Origin of the sequence: Pseudomonas sp. 313 (genome assembly GCF_000316965.1) — a bacterium.
In the GTDB taxonomy this organism is placed as follows: Bacteria; Pseudomonadota; Gammaproteobacteria; order Pseudomonadales; family Pseudomonadaceae; genus Chryseomonas; species Chryseomonas benzopyrenica.
Genome location: NZ_ANBZ01000071.1, coordinates 19,557 through 36,289, shown reverse-complemented (window position 1 = coordinate 36,289; position 16,733 = coordinate 19,557). Strand labels below are relative to the sequence as shown.

At 67.7% G+C, this 16,733-nt stretch carries 13 protein-coding genes and 1 pseudogene; 7 read left to right on the top strand and 7 right to left on the bottom strand.

The features are described from left to right. The first annotated feature begins 130 nt into the window (after positions 1 to 130). Positions 131 to 1,447: an APC family permease gene (locus C722_RS0114615; RefSeq protein WP_017641208.1), complete on the top strand. Its 1,317-nt coding sequence runs from the start codon at positions 131 to 133 to the stop codon at positions 1,445 to 1,447. Here the strand turns inward: C722_RS0114615 and C722_RS0114610 are convergent. Beyond that, entirely contained in the window at positions 1,444 to 4,530 is a 3,087-nt protein-coding gene (locus C722_RS0114610) for an ATP-binding protein (RefSeq protein WP_017641207.1), read from the bottom strand. The two genes, C722_RS0114615 and C722_RS0114610, sit on opposite strands and share 4 nt — an antisense overlap. A gap of 225 nt (positions 4,531 to 4,755) precedes the next feature. On the opposite strand from C722_RS0114610, the pseudogene C722_RS27085 reads away from it, so the two are divergent. The 3 genes and pseudogenes from C722_RS27085 to C722_RS0114600 form a co-directional block, all read left to right on the top strand. Beyond that, positions 4,756 to 5,520, top strand: a pseudogene (locus tag C722_RS27085) (MCP four helix bundle domain-containing protein); the annotation flags it as partial. After that, positions 5,494 to 6,375, top strand: coding sequence for a methyl-accepting chemotaxis protein (locus C722_RS27080; RefSeq protein ID WP_371099790.1), 882 nt, complete (start codon positions 5,494 to 5,496; stop codon positions 6,373 to 6,375). The pseudogene C722_RS27085 and the gene C722_RS27080, both read left to right, overlap by 27 nt. Positions 6,376 to 6,530: 155 nt before the next feature. Further along, positions 6,531 to 6,839 (top strand): hypothetical protein, encoded by a 309-nt coding sequence (locus tag C722_RS0114600; RefSeq protein WP_017641205.1) that lies wholly within the window; start codon positions 6,531 to 6,533, stop codon positions 6,837 to 6,839. Here C722_RS0114600 and C722_RS0114595 read toward each other — a convergent pair. Continuing rightward, positions 6,836 to 7,753 carry a GGDEF domain-containing protein gene (locus C722_RS0114595; protein WP_017641204.1) on the bottom strand — a complete coding sequence of 306 codons (918 nt, stop codon included), beginning with the start codon at positions 7,751 to 7,753 and terminating at the stop codon, positions 6,836 to 6,838. The genes C722_RS0114600 and C722_RS0114595 overlap by 4 nt on opposite strands. A gap of 270 nt (positions 7,754 to 8,023) precedes the next feature. Here C722_RS0114595 and C722_RS0114590 point away from each other — a divergent pair, with 270 nt between their 5' ends. The 3 genes from C722_RS0114590 (at position 8,024) to C722_RS0114580 (ending at position 11,171) form a co-directional block, all read left to right on the top strand. Next, positions 8,024 to 9,496, top strand: coding sequence for an iron-containing redox enzyme family protein (locus C722_RS0114590; protein WP_026083862.1), 1,473 nt, complete (start codon positions 8,024 to 8,026; stop codon positions 9,494 to 9,496). 69 nt (positions 9,497 to 9,565) lie between these two features. Then, complete coding sequence (locus C722_RS0114585) at positions 9,566 to 10,528, top strand: class I SAM-dependent methyltransferase (protein WP_037064064.1); 963 nt, start codon at positions 9,566 to 9,568, stop codon at positions 10,526 to 10,528. Between the two features lie 64 nt (positions 10,529 to 10,592). After that, positions 10,593 to 11,171 carry a glutathione S-transferase N-terminal domain-containing protein gene (locus tag C722_RS0114580; RefSeq protein WP_017641201.1) on the top strand — a complete coding sequence of 193 codons (579 nt, stop codon included), beginning with the start codon at positions 10,593 to 10,595 and terminating at the stop codon, positions 11,169 to 11,171. Between the two features lie 48 nt (positions 11,172 to 11,219). Here the strand turns inward: C722_RS0114580 and C722_RS0114575 are convergent, their stop codons facing one another. From C722_RS0114575 to C722_RS0114555, 5 genes are read right to left on the bottom strand one after another with little or no spacing between them, the layout of a single operon-like run. Beyond that, positions 11,220 to 12,284: a 2,3-butanediol dehydrogenase gene (locus tag C722_RS0114575; RefSeq protein ID WP_017641200.1), complete on the bottom strand. Its 1,065-nt coding sequence runs from the start codon at positions 12,282 to 12,284 to the stop codon at positions 11,220 to 11,222. A gap of 12 nt (positions 12,285 to 12,296) precedes the next feature. Then, positions 12,297 to 13,418 carry an acetoin dehydrogenase dihydrolipoyllysine-residue acetyltransferase subunit gene (locus C722_RS0114570; protein ID WP_017641199.1) on the bottom strand — a complete coding sequence of 374 codons (1,122 nt, stop codon included), beginning with the start codon at positions 13,416 to 13,418 and terminating at the stop codon, positions 12,297 to 12,299. After that, positions 13,415 to 14,434: an alpha-ketoacid dehydrogenase subunit beta gene (locus tag C722_RS0114565; RefSeq protein WP_017641198.1), complete on the bottom strand. Its 1,020-nt coding sequence runs from the start codon at positions 14,432 to 14,434 to the stop codon at positions 13,415 to 13,417. The genes C722_RS0114570 and C722_RS0114565 overlap by 4 nt, the downstream gene beginning before the upstream one ends. Before the next feature lie 25 nt (positions 14,435 to 14,459). Continuing rightward, positions 14,460 to 15,437 (bottom strand): thiamine pyrophosphate-dependent dehydrogenase E1 component subunit alpha, encoded by a 978-nt coding sequence (locus C722_RS0114560; protein ID WP_017641197.1) that lies wholly within the window; start codon positions 15,435 to 15,437, stop codon positions 14,460 to 14,462. A gap of 1 nt (position 15,438) precedes the next feature. After that, complete coding sequence (locus C722_RS0114555) at positions 15,439 to 16,488, bottom strand: ATP-NAD kinase family protein (protein ID WP_017641196.1); 1,050 nt, start codon at positions 16,486 to 16,488, stop codon at positions 15,439 to 15,441. Between the last annotated feature and the right edge of the window lie 245 nt (positions 16,489 to 16,733).

Below are 16,733 nucleotides of genomic sequence, written 5' to 3'. Positions count from 1 at the left end.
GTCCGCAGGTTCGCTGGATGAACGGTCCGCGCCTGGAACCCGGTCGTCGCCAGCGCTCTCTACGGTTGCACGAGACGGACCCGGCAAGGGTTCGCCGCTTTCCCTTCGATCGCTCAAGGAGCACCACCGCATGGCCCAGGAATCTGCAGCCGCACCGGGCGCACTCAAACGCGCCATCACCCTGCCCATGCTGTTGTTCTTCATCCTGGGCGACGTCCTAGGCGCGGGCGTCTATGCCCTGGCGGGCACCATTGCCGGCCGGGTCGGCGGCGCCATCTGGGCCCCCTTGCTGATTGCCCTGCTGTTCGCCCTGCTGACCGCGGCCTCCTATGCCGAGCTGGTCACCAAGTACCCCAAGGCCGGCGGGGCGGCGGTGTTCGCCGAACGGGCCTTCGGGCGGCCCTGGCTATCCTTCCTGGTGGGCTTCTCGATGCTGGCCGCCGGGGTCACCAGCGCCGCGGGATTGGCCGTGGCCTTTTCCGGTGGCTATCTGCAGGCGCTGGTGCCCTGGCCCGCCAGCTGGGTCTGCCTGGGCTTTCTGCTGTTGATAGGCCTGCTCAATGCGCGCGGCATCAAGGAGTCGCTGTCAGTCAATCTGGTGATGACCCTGATCGAGCTGTCAGGTCTGGTGATCGTCGTCGCGGCGGCGGCCTGGTTCGTCGCCCAGGGGCAGGGCGAGCCGGCGCGGCTACTGGAGGTGGATGCGCCATCGGCCACCTTGGCCATTCTCAGTGCTTCGCTGTTGGCCTTCTACTCCTTCGTCGGCTTCGAGACCTCGGCCAACCTGGCGGAAGAGGTACGGGACGTCAGCCGGGTCTATCCGCGGGCGTTGTTTGGCGCTCTGGTCATCGCCGGTATCGTCTACATGCTGGTAGGCGCCGGCGCCGCCCTGGTGCTGCCGGTGGCGCAGCTCAAGGCCTCGGGTGCGCCGCTGATGGACGTCCTCGGCGCCTCGGGCCTGGGCGTGCCGACCCGAGTGTTCGCCGTCATCGCGCTCATCGCGGTGGCCAATGGCGCGCTGCTGACCATGATCATGGCCAGCCGTCTGGCCTACGGCATGGCTCGTCAAGGTCTGCTGCCCGCGGTGCTCGGCCGGGTGCTGCCACGGCGGCAGACTCCTGGCATCGCCATCCTCGCCACCACCGCGGTGGCCATCGCCCTGACCTTCACCAGCACCCTGGATGTGCTGGCCGAAACCGTGGTGCTGCTGCTCCTGGTGGTGTTCATCAGCACCAACCTGGCGGTGCTGGTGCTCAAGCGCGACCGGGTCGAGCATCCGCATTTCCGCGTGCACTGGCTCTTCCCGGTGCTGGCCCTGGCCTCCTGTGCGCTACTGATCGCCCAGCAGGGCGCGGCGACCTGGTGGCGCGCCGGGCTGATGCTGCTGGTGGGCGTGGCGCTCTATGGGCTGACGCGGCTGGCCGGCGCGCGCCGGGTAACGGCCTAGGGGCCCACCAGGGCATAGAGGGTCTGCATGTCGGCCGGCTTGGTCAGGTGATGATCGAAGCCGGCCGCCAGGGCCTCGGCCTTGTCCTGGGCCTGGCCCCAGCCGGTCATGGCGATCAGCTTGACGGCCTGACCGGCCGGCGTCTCGCGGATCGCCCGGGCCAGTTGATGACCGGTCAGGCCCGGCATGCCGATATCCGAGATGACGATCTCGGGGCCATAGCTCTGGAACAGGGTCAGTGCCTGCTGGCCATCGTAGGCGACACGCACCTCGTGGCCGTTCAGCTCAAGGAGTTCGGCGATGGTGTCGGCGATGTCGGAGTTGTCGTCTGCGACCAGGATCCGGCGGGTGGCGGGCGCCGCCGAGGCGGCCGCTACGGCCTCCTGCTCTGTGGCCGGGGGCGCCACCGTCAGCGGCAGGTTCACGGTGAAGCGGCTGCCCTGGCCCAGGCCGGCGCTGGTGGCGGCGATGTCGCCGCCCTGCAGCCTTGCCAGCTCGCGGGAAAGGGCCAGGCCGATACCCAGGCCAGGCGAACGCTCCGCCAGGCGTGGATCGATCTGGCCGAACATCTGGAACAGATCGCTCAGGCGTTCTGGGGCGATACCGATGCCGTTGTCGGCAATCTCCACCCGTACCTCTTCGTCACCCGTGGAGACGGCGAGCACGATCCGACCGCCCTCCGGGGTGTAGCGGGCGGCATTGCCCAGCAGGTTGACGAAGATCTGCTCCAGGCGCAGCGGGTCGGCGTACAGCCAGAGCGGCGCCTCGGGCAGGTGCAGGTCGAAGCGCTGGTGCTTGTCCTGCATCGGCGCCAGGGTCGCATCGGCCGCTGCCTCGAGTACCGACTGCAGGGTGATGAAGGTGTTGTGCAGGGTGATGCGGCCGAAGGTGATGCGCGAGATATCCAGCAGGTCGTTGAGCAGGGCACCCATACGCTCCACCTGCCGCTCGATGGTCTGGCAACTGCGCTGTTGCTGTTCGGGCGACGCCTGCGGCGCGGCGATCAGTGCCGCCGCGTGGCGAATGGGCGCTAGGGGATTGCGCAGTTCATGGGCCAGCACGGCGAGGAATTCGTCCTTTTGCCGATCGTTGTCGCGCAGTTGCTGCTCCTGGCGCTTGCGCTCGCTGATGTCCAGAAACCAGACCGCCACGTTGCCGTCGAAGGGTGTCGCGCCGATCTGCAGCCAGCAACTGGCGCCCTGGGCATCCGGCCCCTGCAATTCGACGGACCAGGCGACTTCCTCGGCCTGGTGGTCCGCGCAGAGCTGCAGGATGTGGGCGCTGGCCCAGGGCAGGCGGGCGTTGGCGTCACGGCTGTCGAGACCCAGGGTGGTGGTTCCGATGGGGTTGAGATAGTCCCAGGCGAAAGTGCCTTCGGCAGCGGGTACGGCGATACCAAAGGACACCTGCGAGCTTTCCAGCGCCACCCGCAGGCGGCGTTGCGACCGCAGGGCAGCCTCCTGGATACGGGCACGATCGATCACCAGCACCGCCTTGGACGCGCACAGGTCGGCCAGGCGCTGCTCGCGCGGCGTGGGCTCGCGTGCCTCCGGCAGGTGCACGGTGAGGGCGCCCAGGGTGCCGTGCAGGGTGCTGCGCAGCGGCACGGCATGTACGGCTGCGAAACCCAGGCGGCAGCCGATGGCGGCCAGGGCGGCGAGCTCGGGTGCCTTTGCCAGGTCGGGCACCAGCACCCGTTCACCCTGCTCGATGGCGGCTGCACAGACGCTCTCCGCGGGAGCCAGGGCGGTCAGGCGTGCCTGGTCCTCGGCCGAGAAACCGGCGGTGACATGGAGCCGTGGCGGCTGGCCGTCTTCCACCAAGGACACGCAGCCCAGGGGCGTCTGATGAAAGCGACAGAGGACGTCGAGAATCTCCTGCAGCTGCTGTGGCAGTGAAGGCAGTTGCAGCAGGCGATGATTGAGCCGTTGCAGGATTTCCAGGTCGGCGACCTGCAACTGCAGCTGCGCCTGGCTCAGTTGCAGGCCGCGCAGGTAGTCGTCGCGCTCCTCTTCGATCAGCCGCCGGGCTTCGGCGGCGGCCAGCAGCGCTTCGCCCACCTGGCGGATCTCCAGCACGTCGCTGTCGGGCAATACCGGCGGCAGGCGCCTGCCCAGGGCCTGAGCGGCCTCCTGCAGGGCCTGCACCGGACGGCTGATGCGCCGTGACAGCAGCAGGGCTACCGTCCAGGCAAAGGCTACCGACAGCACCAGGCCGCCGCCATAGAGGGCGAAGGAGCGATTGGCGGCCGCGGCCACCTCTTCGGTGGGGATCGCCGTGGTCACCGTCCAGCCGGAATCGGGCAGGCGCACGAAGGCCGTATAGACGTCGTGGCCTTCCCGGGTACGCGAAGTGCCGACGCCTTCTTCGCCCGGCTGCGCCAGGATCTCCGCCAGACCTGGCAGGGCCGGCTCGCCCAGGCTTTCCTCGTGCCGGCTGGTACGAGCGATGCGCCGGCCATGGCGATCGAATACCGAACCCACCCAGTCCTTGGGCAGGGCGCGGGTCAGGCGCGCCGCGCGGATGCTCTCCGGCGTCATCACCGCGGTCAGCACGAAATTCAGTCGACCCTCGCGCAGCACCGGGACCCGGATCGGAAAGGCCAGAAGGCCGGCGGGACCGCGGCCGAGTTGCCCGATCACTGGCCGGCGTTGGGCGAGTACCTCGGCAAAGCTGTCCGGTTCGGCGAGAGGACCGCCGGTGGGCCGGTTGACGCTCGATATCCGCCTGACGACCTGGCCGTCCGGCGTAGCGAGCAGCACCGTTCGCCAACCTGGCACCAGCGGCAGGATGCGCCCAACCAGGGTTTCGAAATCGCTCAGGTCACCTGTCCGCAACAGGGGCGACTCGGCCAGCGCCTGGAGAATGGTCACAGAGCGGCGCAATTCGCTTTCGATGGTGGTCGCGGCTTGGCGACTGGACTCCAGTGCCCGCTGTTCGGCTTCGTGCTGCTGGTGTTGCACGAGCAGCCAGAGTCCCAGGCCGGCTACCAGCGCCAGGGGCACGATTCCGGCGAAGGCGATGGCCAGCAGGCGATTGCGCAAGGGGACCAGACGCGCAGGGCGAAGCTTCGTCGGCGGCATGGGGATTTCGATTGAGGAAAAGTCTCATTCTAGCCTGACTGTGCATGGCATTTTGCCAGGGCGGCGGTTGCTCGTCAGGTTGACACACTCCCCTGGAGCCCGCGTCAGCTCTAGCCTGCAGCTCGTGGGGGTTATGCCGTTGATCGCCGATGGGTGGCTATTCAGCCAGTAACGGTAGCGCCGACCAGAAGGGGTGAATACGCCTTTCCTGCCTGGAGTTGCGCCATGCGTACCCTGAAATTGTCGGCCCGTTCGGCCGTGTGTTTTGCCGCCGTTACCCTGTTGCTGCTGGTACTGGCGGTTACTTCGGCCGTGGGCCTGAATTCGCTTTATAAAGCGGAACAGGACGTCGAGACCAACTGGATGGCCAGCATCGCCCAGACCGCCAAGATGGATACCCTGGTACTTCGTCTGCGTCTGGAGACCCTGCGCATGGTGGCCTCGGAAGACGAGCAGATGAAGCAGACCGCCGCGGCGACCATCACCCAGGCACGCGGCCAGCTGCAGAAGGAAGTGGCGGCTTATCAGGCCCTGGTCGCTTCGCCCGAGGAGCAGCGGTTGGCCGATGCCGTGTCCGCCGGCGTCAAGGCCTACGACGCACGTCTCGACGAGATCGTTGCCATCGCCCGGACGCGTCCGGCCAGCGAAGGGACCGCCTACGTCAATGCCAATATCCGTCCGCTGACCAACGACCTGCAGGAGAAGATCGTCGCCCTGGGTGACTTCAACCAACGCGGCGCCAAGCAGGCGGGCGAGCTGGCCAACCAGACCTATAGCCGTAACCTCTGGCTGCTCGGGATCATCTCCGCCGTGGCCGTGGTGCTTACCGTGGTGCTGGCCGTGCTCTACACCCGCAGCATCCTGCAGCCGCTGCGCCAGGTGCTGGCCATCAACAAGCGCATTGCCGAAGGCGATCTGCGGGTCGCGGCCCAGGCAACCGGTCGAGACGAGATGGCCGACCTGATGCGCGCCACGGTGCAGATGCAGCAGACCCTGCGCGACACCGTCAGCCACATTGGCGAGGCCTCGACCCAGCTGGCGTCCGCCGCCGAAGAGATGAATGCCGTGACCGACGAGGCCAGCCGTGGCCTGCAGCGCCAGAATGGCGAGGTGGAGCAGGCTGCCGCGGCGGTCAACGAGATGACCGCCGCCGTCGAGGAGGTGGCACGCAACGCCGCCTCGGCCTCGACCTCGGCGCAGCAATCCGAGCGTTCCACCGGCCTGGGCGCGGCCCGCGTCACCGAGACCGTCAACGCCATCCATTCGCTGACCAGCACCGTGTCCCACACCAGCGAGCAGATCGTCGCTCTGGCCGGTCAGGCGCAAGGCATCGCCACCGTGGTCGATGTGATCCGCGGCATCGCCGAGCAGACCAACCTGCTGGCGCTGAACGCCGCCATCGAGGCCGCCCGAGCCGGTGAACAGGGCCGCGGCTTCGCCGTGGTCGCCGACGAGGTGCGCGCCCTGGCCCATAGAACCCAGGAATCCACCCGCGAGATCGAGCAGATGATCGGCGGCATCCAGAGCGGTTCGGAAGGCGCCGTGCAGGCCATGCAACGCAGCCGCGACGAGGCCACCGCCACCCTGAAGATCGCCAACGAAGCCGGCGCCGCCCTGGAGGAGATCGCCCGCTCCATCACCGAGATCAACGAGCGCAACTTCCTTATCGCCACGGCTTCGGAAGAGCAGGCCCAGGTCGCCCGGTCGGTGGACCAGAATCTGGTCAGCATCCGCGATCTGTCGATGCAGACCTCGGCCGGTGCCCACCAGACCGCAGCGGCCGCCCATGAGGTCTCGCGCCTGGCGGTGGACATGAATCGCCTGGTCGGTCGCTTCTCGGTCTGATCCGGACGCAAAGGTCAGGAAAGGCCCTGCCGAGAGCGCCTCGGTGGGGCCTTTTCGTTTCCAGGCTGCTGGCGGGCAGGGGTTGCAGGACCAACGGACGGGAACCCATCCGGGGTGCGCCAGGGTCTGCAGCCAATACCCCAGGAGAGACGGCCATGTACCTCGTCCAGTTGCTGCTACCCCTCAACGACAATGACGGCCAGCGCCTGCCAGGGGCGCTGTTTCAGGAGGTGCGCCAGGTGTTGGTCGAGCGCTTCGGCGGCCTGACCGCCTTCAGCCGCGCCCCGGTCGAAGGTCTGTGCCAGGACGAGGCGGACCGGGTCGAGGACGATGAGTTGCTGGTCTACGAAGTGATGACCGAGACCCTGGATCGGGCCTGGTGGGACGGCTATCGCCGCCAGCTGGAAACGGCCTTCCGCCAGCGCGAAATCCTCATTCGCGCCCAGCCCACGGAACGACTCTAGGCCTCGGCCAGTACGACCCGCGCACGTCCAGCCCGCTTGGCCTGGTAGAGGGCGGCGTCCGCCCGACGGATCAGCTCATGGACGTTGAGCGTGCCATCGGCGCAGTGGGCGATGCCGATGGATGAGGTGGTACTCAGGGTGACGCCCTGGATGTGCCAGGGTTCCTGCAGGGCGCGGCACAGGCGCTCGGCCATGGCCAGGGCGGCAGTGGGCGTGGTATCGCATAGGTAGACGATGAATTCGTCACCGCCGATACGGCCGAGCAGATCCTCCCGCCGCAGGCAGGCGCTGACCCGGGCGACGAACGCCACCAGGAGCAGATCGCCGAACTCGTGGCCGAATTCGTCGTTGATGGCCTTGAAGCGGTCGAGATCCAGGTAGAAGAGGGCACAGGGGCCGCTGGCGTCGCTGGCTCTGTGGCGTGCGATCTGGTCGAGAATGCTGCGCCGATTGGCGACCCCGGTCAGGGCATCCAGATAGGCCAGGGACTTGTAGCGACTCTCGCTTTCCTGCAAGGCGGTCTCCGCCAATTTGCGCTCGGTGACATTGCGGCTGACGATGGTCAGCAGCCGGCGTTCGCCTCGTGCGTCGAAGTGCGGGGTCTTGACCACTTCCCAAGTATTGATACGTCCATCCGGACCCATGAAGGACTTTTCGACCAGCGTAGGCGCGGCGTTTTGCCAAGCGAGTTCGTCGGTCTGGATGTTGTAGACGAACGCCTCGGCAAAGGCGGGAAAGCGTTCGATCAATTCGGCATCGGTGACGCCGACGTAGTCGAAGCCGACCATGGCATAGGCTTCGAGCACGATACGGTTGACGAACAGCCAACGCCCCTGGCCGTCCTTGGCGACGATGAACTCCTGGATCGAGTCGAGGAGGGCGCGAAGATCGACAGCGGAATCGACAGGGGACATGGGCAGGGCCTGGAGGTCGAACGAATTGTCAGGTTATCGGCCTGGCGCGGCGGGAACTGAGGTCTGTCGTCCGGTCACCCGTCGCCGTGTTGTCGGTGAGAGGAGGCAGGTGAGGCGATCGGGGCGTTCGCCGACGAATGGCAGACCGGGCAGGCGCAGGCGTTTGACGGCTTCAAGCGAGACGGCTAGCCCGCATGCCCGAGCCGCTCGGAACCAAGCTGTGGCCTGCAGGCCGAATAGGGTATTCATCAGCTGCCAGACGTGCCCTCTATGCAGACCACTACAAGAGCCGTGACCGGCCAGCACCCTGGGGCGACTCCCGTCGCCTTGGAACCCGCCAAGGCGCTCTATCGCGAACTACTGGTGGAAAATCCCAGCCGTGGTGCGCGGGAGCAGGCGCGGCACTATCTCGATGACCAGCTGCAGGCCGTGAGTGCCATGCAGGCCGACCTCCCGGCGGATCCCCAGGCGCTGGAAGCCTGGGTGCTGGAGAACAACGCCCGGGTCGGCGCCCAGTACCAGGACTATCTGGCCGCCCGCAAAGCCGGCGCACCGCGGCGCTATTTCGGCAGCAAGGCCCATGCGCTGTACTTCCTGCGTGGCGTGGCGCCCACCAAGCTGGTGGATGGTGCCTGGCTCTATGGCACGCTCGCCCACTGGGACGACCTGCGCTATCGCGCGGCTATCCAGATCTACCTGGAGGAACTGGGTGACGGTCAGCCCGACAAGAATCATGTAGTGCTCTATCGCAAGCTGCTGGCCAGCCATGGCTGTGAAGATTTCTCGCAATTGAGCGACGATCATTATGTCCAGGGCGCCATCCAGTTGGCTCTGGCCTATAACGCCGATCACTACCTGCCCGAGGTGCTGGGTTTCAACCTTGGTTACGAGCAGCTGCCGCTGCACCTGCTGATCACCTCCTACGAGCTCAACGAACTGGGTATCGATCCCTATTACTTCACCTTGCATGTGACCGTCGACAATGCCGGCACCGGTCATGCGCGCAAGGCGCTGCAAGCCGTACATGACGCCATGCCCGCCGAAGGCCGCGCTGCTTTCTACCAGCGCGTGGTGCAGGGCTACCTGCTCAATGAACTGGGCGCCAGCACCACCTCGGTGATCGGCGGCTTCGAGCTGGAGCAGGCGGTGATCGAGGTACTGGCGGAAAAGAGCACCGTTGGCCGCTATGTGCATTCGGACTATTGCCGCATCGGTGGCCGTAGCGTCAGCGACTGGTTGACCGATCCCGCGCAGATTCCCGAATTTCTCCAGGTGATGCAGGAGCAGGGCTGGATCAAGCGTCATGAAGACCCGACCAACAGTCGCTTCTGGCGCCTGATCCAGGGTGAGCGCGCCGAGATGTTCGGCGTCTTCACCGCCTACGAGCAGCAGCTGATTCACGACTGGATCGCCGGTGACTTCGTGCACAGCGGCGCCCGGCACCAGGCGGCCGCCGAGCGGGTGTCCGTCTTGCCGCGCCGCGAGGTGAGCTTTCGCGCTCGCCAGCGTCAGCAGGAGCGTCTGTGTCCAGCGCTGGAAGCCGAGCAGGGCACGGCGGCCAATGCGAGCAAGGCCCAGGCGAGCGACTTCGATAGTGATGAAGTCGCCCTAGAGCAGCGTCTGGCTAGCCAGCCCAGCCGCGCGGCCGCCATGGCATTACTGGTGGAGCAGCTGTCACCGGCGCGCCACCACAGCCGTGCCGGTCTGCTGGCGACACGACTGTTCGCCTCTCTGTTGGGCTGATCCCTATTCAAGGACCCGCAAGGGTCCTTTTCATTTAGACTGTCATTGAAGGAACCACCCGTGACGGCCATGGAACATCCTGAACGCATCGCGACCAGCCATGACGCGGTCGCTGCCCTGAAACTGCTGATCGAGACGCTGCGTGCAGCGGACTATCACTTCATCACGCCCACCCCGGCCTCTCACGCGCGGGTCAATGCCCGGCCAGGCAACGCCTGGGCGCGGGATCTGCAGGGCATCTTCGGCTGGAGCCGGCCGTTTTCCCCCGACCTGCTGCCCGGCTCTCTAATCGACACCCTGGCGGCAGCCGAGCTGCTGACCGCGGTGCCGGGCGGCTGGCGCAGTCGGGTGCGGGTATCGAGCCTGGGTGACCAGCTGTTCGTGCATTCCGCCTATCCCACCGAGGACGCCGATGCGGTGTTCTTCGGACCCGACACCTATCGCTATGCCAATGCCCTGGAAGCCCAGTTGCGCTTCGAGACCGCCGACATCCGCCGCGCCGTGGACATCGGCAGCGGGGCCGGTCCCGGCGCCATCCTGGTCGCCCTGGCGCGGCCCGATGCCGAGGTGCTGGCGGTGGACATCAACGAGCGCGCCCTGGCGCTGACCCGGGTCAATGCCGAGCTGGCCGGTGCCGACAATGTCAGCGCGTGCTACAGCAACCTGCTGAACGATGTGGCGGGCGACTTCGATTTCATCCTGTCCAATCCCCCTTATCTGGTCGATCCCGGCGAGCGCGCCTATCGCCATGGTGGCGGTCCTCTCGGGGCTGGCCTGTCGCTGGCCATCCTGGACACGGCGCTGCAGCGCCTGGCGCCGGGCGGCACCCTGCTGCTCTATACCGGCGTTGCCATGGTCGAGGGCCGTGATCCCTTCCTCGAAGAAGTCCGCACCCGCCTGGACGGCCAGGACGTGGCCTGGCGCTATCGCGAGCTGGATCCGGATGTCTTCGGTGAAGAGCTGGAGACAGGGGTCTATGCCCATACCGATCGCATCGCCGCGGTCGTGCTGACGGTGACGCGGCCGCACTGAGGGTGCACGGCAGCGGCTACACTGGCGGGTGCCTCTATCGCCCGCCCGTGTCCCGGAGTCCGCCATGCAACTGCTGCTGAACCAGACCTCACCCTACGCCCGCGCCGCGCGCGTCACCGCCCTCGAAGCTGGCTTCGGCGAGCGTCTTGAGCTGGTGTGGAGCGATCCCTGGAACGACGATCCGACCTTGCTGGCCGCCCATCCCGGCAACAAGGTCCCGGTACTGATCACCGACGAGGGCATCGCCCTCAGCGAGACCCTGCTGATCTGCCTCCATCTGCATCTGTTGGCCGGCGGCAGTCCGCTTTCCGCCAAGCGCCTGCAACTGGCCGGTCTGGGCCAGGGCCTGATCGACGCGGCCTTTGGCACGGTGATCGCCCGTAAGCATGGCGGTGCGGCCCAGGATGAGTCGGTGCTGGGCGCCCGCCGGCTGGCGGCCATCGACCGGCTGCTGGTGCGCTTGGACGAGGCTTCCACACTGGATGCAGAGGACCTCGATTTCAGCCACTACCTGGTGGCGGTCGGCCTCGACTACCTGAGCTTTCGGCTGCCGGAAATCGGCTGGTCCGCGCACTCGCAGCTGGTGGCCTTTCACCAGCGGCTCCTGGCGCGTCCCAGCTTTGCCGCGACGGCTTTCCAGTAAGGCAAAAAAGCCCCACGCGGCGGCCCCCGCCGACCGCGTGGTAAAGCCCTAGAGCTCGATCAGGATCTTCAGCTGGGTCCCGGCCTTGTCCAGCAAGGCTTCGAAGCCCTGTTCCACCACGTCGTCCAGCGCGATGTGGCGGGTCACGACCTTCTCCGCCGGTAGCTGGCCGCTGGCGATCAGCGCTGCTACCTGGGGCCACATCAGCGTCGAGTAGCACCAGGAGCCGCGCAGGTCGACGTCCTTGTAGGTCAGGGTGAAGCCATCCAACGCCGGCGGCTTGCCCTGCATCCCCACCTGGACCACCACACCCTGGCGGCGGACCGCTTCCAGGCACAGCCCCAGCGGTGCCTCGGCGCCCACGCATTCGAAGGCCACATCCACCCCCACGCCCCCGGCGGTGCGGGCACGCACCTCGCGCAGCACATCGGTGCTGCCGGGATTCAGGGTGATGAGCCCCTCCACCAGGCGGTGGGCCATCTCCAGCCGGTTGTCGTTGAGGTCCACCAGGAAGATCCGGGTGGCCCCGGCTGCGCGGGCGGCCATGACCTGCAGCTGGCCGATGGGCCCGGCGCCGGCCACCAGCACGCTGTCGCCGGGCTTCACGCCACCCCGGTGGGTGGCGTAGACGGTCACCGCCGTGGGCTCGATCAGCGCCGCGTGCTCGGTGCTGAGATCGTCCGGCATGGGGATGGCGTTGTAGTCCTCCACGAGGGAGTACTCGGCCATGCCGCCCCAGGGATGGGACAGGCCGATGATGGCCAGCTGTTCGCTGAGTTGATACTGGCCGCGGCGGCCGTAGTAGTCGTCGCGTGGCGACACCATGGGCTGGATGGAGACTCGATCACCGGGTTTCACCGCTGTCACCTGGCTGCCCACGGCCTCCACCACACCGGAATACTCGTGGCCGAGGATCTGCGGCACCTGGCCGCCGGTGTAGCTGTGCGGCGCGGTGGGAATGAAGATGGGACCGCCAAGGTACTCGTGCAGATCGGTACCGCAGATACCGCAGAACTGGTTTTTCACCAGGACCTGGGTAGGGCCCGGCGCGCCGGGGGCCGGGACGTCTTCCACCCGGATGTCGCGGGCGGCATGGAAACGGGCTGCTTTCATCGTGAGGCTCCTCTAGCGTTCGCAGCGGGGCAGGAAGGCCTGGATCAGGGCGTTGACCCGGTCCGCGGCTTCCATCTGCACCATATGGCCCTGGCCCTCCAGGATCTCGACCTGGACGGTTCCGGGCAGGCCTTCGGCATGCTGGACCGGAATGATGGCGTCGGCCTTGCCCCAGATCACCAGGGCGGGCAGATCGCCGTCGAGTGCCTGGCGCAGCACCTGGGCCTGCTGACCATTGGGGAAGAGCGTGTCGGCCAGTCGCTTCAGGGCCTGGTCCACCCCTTCCAGGCGCTTGTACTTGAGCAGGTCTTCCAGCAGTGGTCGGGTGACCAGGCCGGGATCACTGAACAGCAGGCTGACCGGTCCCTTGAGCTGGTTGCGGCTGGTGGCGGCGACGAAGCCTTCCAGGTAGGCGCCATTGATGTCCCGGCCCAGTCCCGCACTGCCGATCAGGACCAGGCCGGCGACCCGCTGCGGCGCCGTCTGCACCAGTTGCAGGGCCACGGCGCCACCCATGGAGTGGCCGACGAGCACGGCGCGGGGGATGTCCAGATGGTCGAGCAGAGCCAGCACGGCGGCGCCCAGCTCGGCGAGATCCGCCGTGGCGAGCGTCTTGCCGGACTGGCCGTGACCCGGCAGGTCCAGGGCGATCACCCGGCGCCCGGCGGCCAGCGCCTCGTGGTTGAACAGCCAGTTGTCCAGATCGCCGGAAAAGCCGTGGATCAGCACCAGCGGCAGGCCGCCTTCACCGCGCTCCAGATAGCGCAGCGGCCGGCCGTCGAGTTCGATGCGCTGGGCCTGGGGACCGGCATCGGCGGCGTCTTCGCCACCGGGCACGAACTCCTCCTGGAAGCGCGCGATCACCGCCTCGATCTCTTCGTCGCTGGCCTCGCCTTCCACCACGATGGCCAGCAGGGCGCCTACCGCAAGGGTCTCGTCCTCGCGGGCCAGGCAGCGGCGCAGGATGCCGGAGAAGGGCGCCTCGACGCTGCTGCTGATCTTGTCGGTCTCGACGTCGAGCACCTCGTCGCCCTTGGTGATGCTGTCGCCTTCGGTCTTGAGCCAGGCGTTGACCCGGCCTTCGCTCATGGACAGGCCCCACTTGGGCATGGTCAGGGTATGGATCTGGCTCATGCGGCCTGCCTCCCTTGGGTGATCTTCAGCACGGCGCGCTCGATCTTGGCCGCGTCGGGGATGTAGAGGTCTTCCAGGGCATCGGAAAAGGGCACCGGGGTATGCGGCGCGGTCACCAGCTGCACCGGGGCGCGCAGGTCGTCGAAGGCGTGCTCGGCAAGCAGGGCGGCGATGTCGGTGGCCACCGAGCAGCGCGGATTGGCCTCGTCGATGACCACCGCGCGGCCGGTCTTCTCGACGCTTTCCAGGATGCTGTCGCGATCCAGTGGGCTGGTGGTGCGCAGGTCCAGCACCTCGCAGGACACGCCCTGGCGCGCCAGGTTGGCGGCGGCCTCCATGGCCAGGTGCACCATGCGGCCATAGGTGATGAGGCTGACGTCGTCGCCCTCACGCAAGAAGCTGGCCTCGCCGAAGGGGATGGCGTAGGACTCCTCGGGCACCTCGCCCTGCATCCCGTAGAGCAGCTTGTGCTCGCAGAAGATCACCGGGTCGTTGTCGCGGATGGCCTGGATCAGCAGGCCCTTGGCATCGTAGGGGGTGGCCGGGCAGACCACCTTTAGCCCGGGGATATGGGTCCACCAGGAGGTCAGCATCTGCGAATGCTGGGCAGCGGCGCGGAGACCCGCGCCGACCATGGTGCGCAGCACCAGCGGGGTGACCGCCTTGCCGCCGAACATGTAGCGGAATTTGGCCGCCTGGTTGAGGATCTGGTCCAGGCAGCAGCCGGCGAAGTCGACGAACATCAGTTCGCACACCGGGCGGGTGCCGCGGGCGGCGGCGCCCACCGCGGCGCCGACGTAGCCGAGCTCCGACAGCGGGGTGTCCAGCACCCGCCCGGGAAACTTGTGGTAGAGGCCCTTGGTGACCCCGAGCACGCCGCCCCAGGCGTCCTGCTCGCCGGGCGCTCCGGCGCCCCCGGCGTTGTCTTCGCCCATGAGGAAGACGGTGGGATCGCGGCGCATCTCCTGTTCCAGGGCTTCGTTGATGGCTTGCTGGTAGCTGATCTTTCTGGCCATGGTGGCGCTCCTTGTTGTTTTCCGATCAGGCGTAGGTGACGTAGACGTCGGTGAGCAGGTCTTCCGGGCCGGGCTTGGGATCGGCCTTGGCCTTGCGCACGGCGTCTTCGATGAGCTGTTCCACCTCCTGGTCGATGCTGTCGAGCAGGGCGGGCTGGAGTTGGCCGGAGCGCGTCACCCGCTCGCGGAACTGCATCAGGCAGTCGCGCTGCTCCCGGGCCTGCTTGACCTCGTTGGGGTCGCGATAGGTCTGGGCATCACCTTCGAAGTGGCCGAAGTAGCGGGTGAACTTCACCTCGATCAGCGAGGGGCCTTCGCCGGCCCGGGCGCGGGCCACGGCGGCCGCGGCGGCTTCATGGACGGCGAAGAAGTCGAAGCCGTCCACCGTCACCCCGGGCATGCCGAAGCCGGCGGCGCGATCGGCGATGTGGTCGCAGGCCACCGACCAGTTGGCGGCGGTGGCCTCGGCGTAGCCGTTGTTCTCGGCGACGAAGATGCACGGCAGATTCCACACCGAAGCCAGGTTCATCGCCTCGAACACCGCACCCTCGTTGGAGCCGCCGTCGCCGAAGAAGGCCACGGCAACGGCGTCGCTGCCCTTGAGCTTGGCCGCCAGGGCGGCGCCGGCGGCCAGGGGCGCGCCAGCCCCGACGATGCCGTTGGCACCGAGCATGCCCTTTTCCAGGTCGGCGATGTGCATGGAGCCGCCCTTGCCCTGGCAGACCCCGGTCTTCTTGCCGTAGATCTCGGCCATCATGCCGTAGACGTCCACGCCCTTGGCGATGCAGTGGCCGTGGCCACGGTGAGTGGAGGCGATGCTGTCCTCGTGGCCCAGGTGGGCCATGACGCCGGCGGCCGAGGCCTCCTCGCCGGCATAGAGGTGGACGAAGCCGGGAATCTCGCCGGTGGCGAATTCCACGTGCAGCCGCTCTTCGAAGGCGCGGATGGTGCGCATCACTCGGTAGGCATGGCTCAGATTTTCGACGCTGGGGTTCTCGCTCATCTTATTGTTCTCCAGGATTGCCAAGGGGCGACGCGGGCAGGCGGCGGACCAGCAGGCGCTGCTGCGCCGCCAGTTCCAATACCCGCTCCACGTCGATGCTCAGGGGGCCGTCGAGGTCCAGCGTCACCTGCGGACGCTCCTCGGGGCCGAATTCGATTTCCCGCTCGCCGTCCAGCGCCAGGGTGCCGGTAGCGAGGGACAGCGCCCGGGGTTCGCCGGGCAGGAGCAGGCCACTGGCGGCGATGCCGGCCTGGGCCAGTACGCCGGGGGCGAGGGGAACGGTCAGTTGCGCCGGAGGTTCGGGCTCCAGCCGCACCCAGCCGCCATGGGGGGCGCTGCGCGCGACCGGATGCCAGAGGCCGCAGAGGGCCGACAGGCCGATGGCCCAGGGCTCGGCGAAGGTGGTGAAGACCTCCGCGAGATCCTCCACCTGGGTCACCGCGCGGGCACCGATATAGGCCTGGCGACAGACCGCCACGTCCACCAGCGCCCAGTCGCGAATGCCGCGCTCGGGCACTTCCACCCGCAACCGCTTGTTGCGCCGCAACGCGAGTGCCGGGTCGACCCGGCCGGCCGCGACCAGGCCGCCGGCCAGCCCCGCGCTGGTGGCCTCACGCAATTCCGGAAAGGCGTTGTTGGTGCCGGTGGAGAGGGTCAGCAGCGGCAGGTCGCCCACCTCGGCAGCCACCGCCTTGTGGGTGCCGTCGCCGCCGAGCACGGCGATCACCGCCGCGCCCTGGGCCAGCAACAGCCGCGCGGCGCGCCGGGTGTCGTCCACGGTCTGGGTCAGCGGCAGGTTGAGAAACGTAAGCTCCGGCCAGCGCTGCTCGCGGGCCTGGCGACTGCCGCTGGCCTTGAGCACGGCGGCGGCGATGCCGGTCATGTCCGGCGGCAAGAGCACCCGCTCCACGCCGGTGGCGCCAAAGGCGGCCAGCAGGCGCATCACCACCCCGGCCTTGTCGGTGCTGGAGGTCAGGGCGGCATTGCCGGTCAGCCGGCGTAGGTCTCGGCCGGAAGCGGGGTTGGGCAGGATGCCGACGGTTATGGGCATGGCTGGACTCCGACGCCTGGGCCAGCGGTCAGGGCAGCCGTGTGGCGATGCCGGGGTGCGCTCATGGGTCTGGCCCTCTTGTCGTTGTGATGGGAGCGTCGCAGAGCCCTGAGCAAGGCCGGTGCCAAGCCGCGATGAATCCGCTGCAGTGCAGGCAGGGCGCGGGTTTGGAAGGAGGCGGCAGGTAGTGGGAGGAGCGCCTCCACGCGCCGGGGCGTCTCACGACTGCGACGGGATGGCGAGAC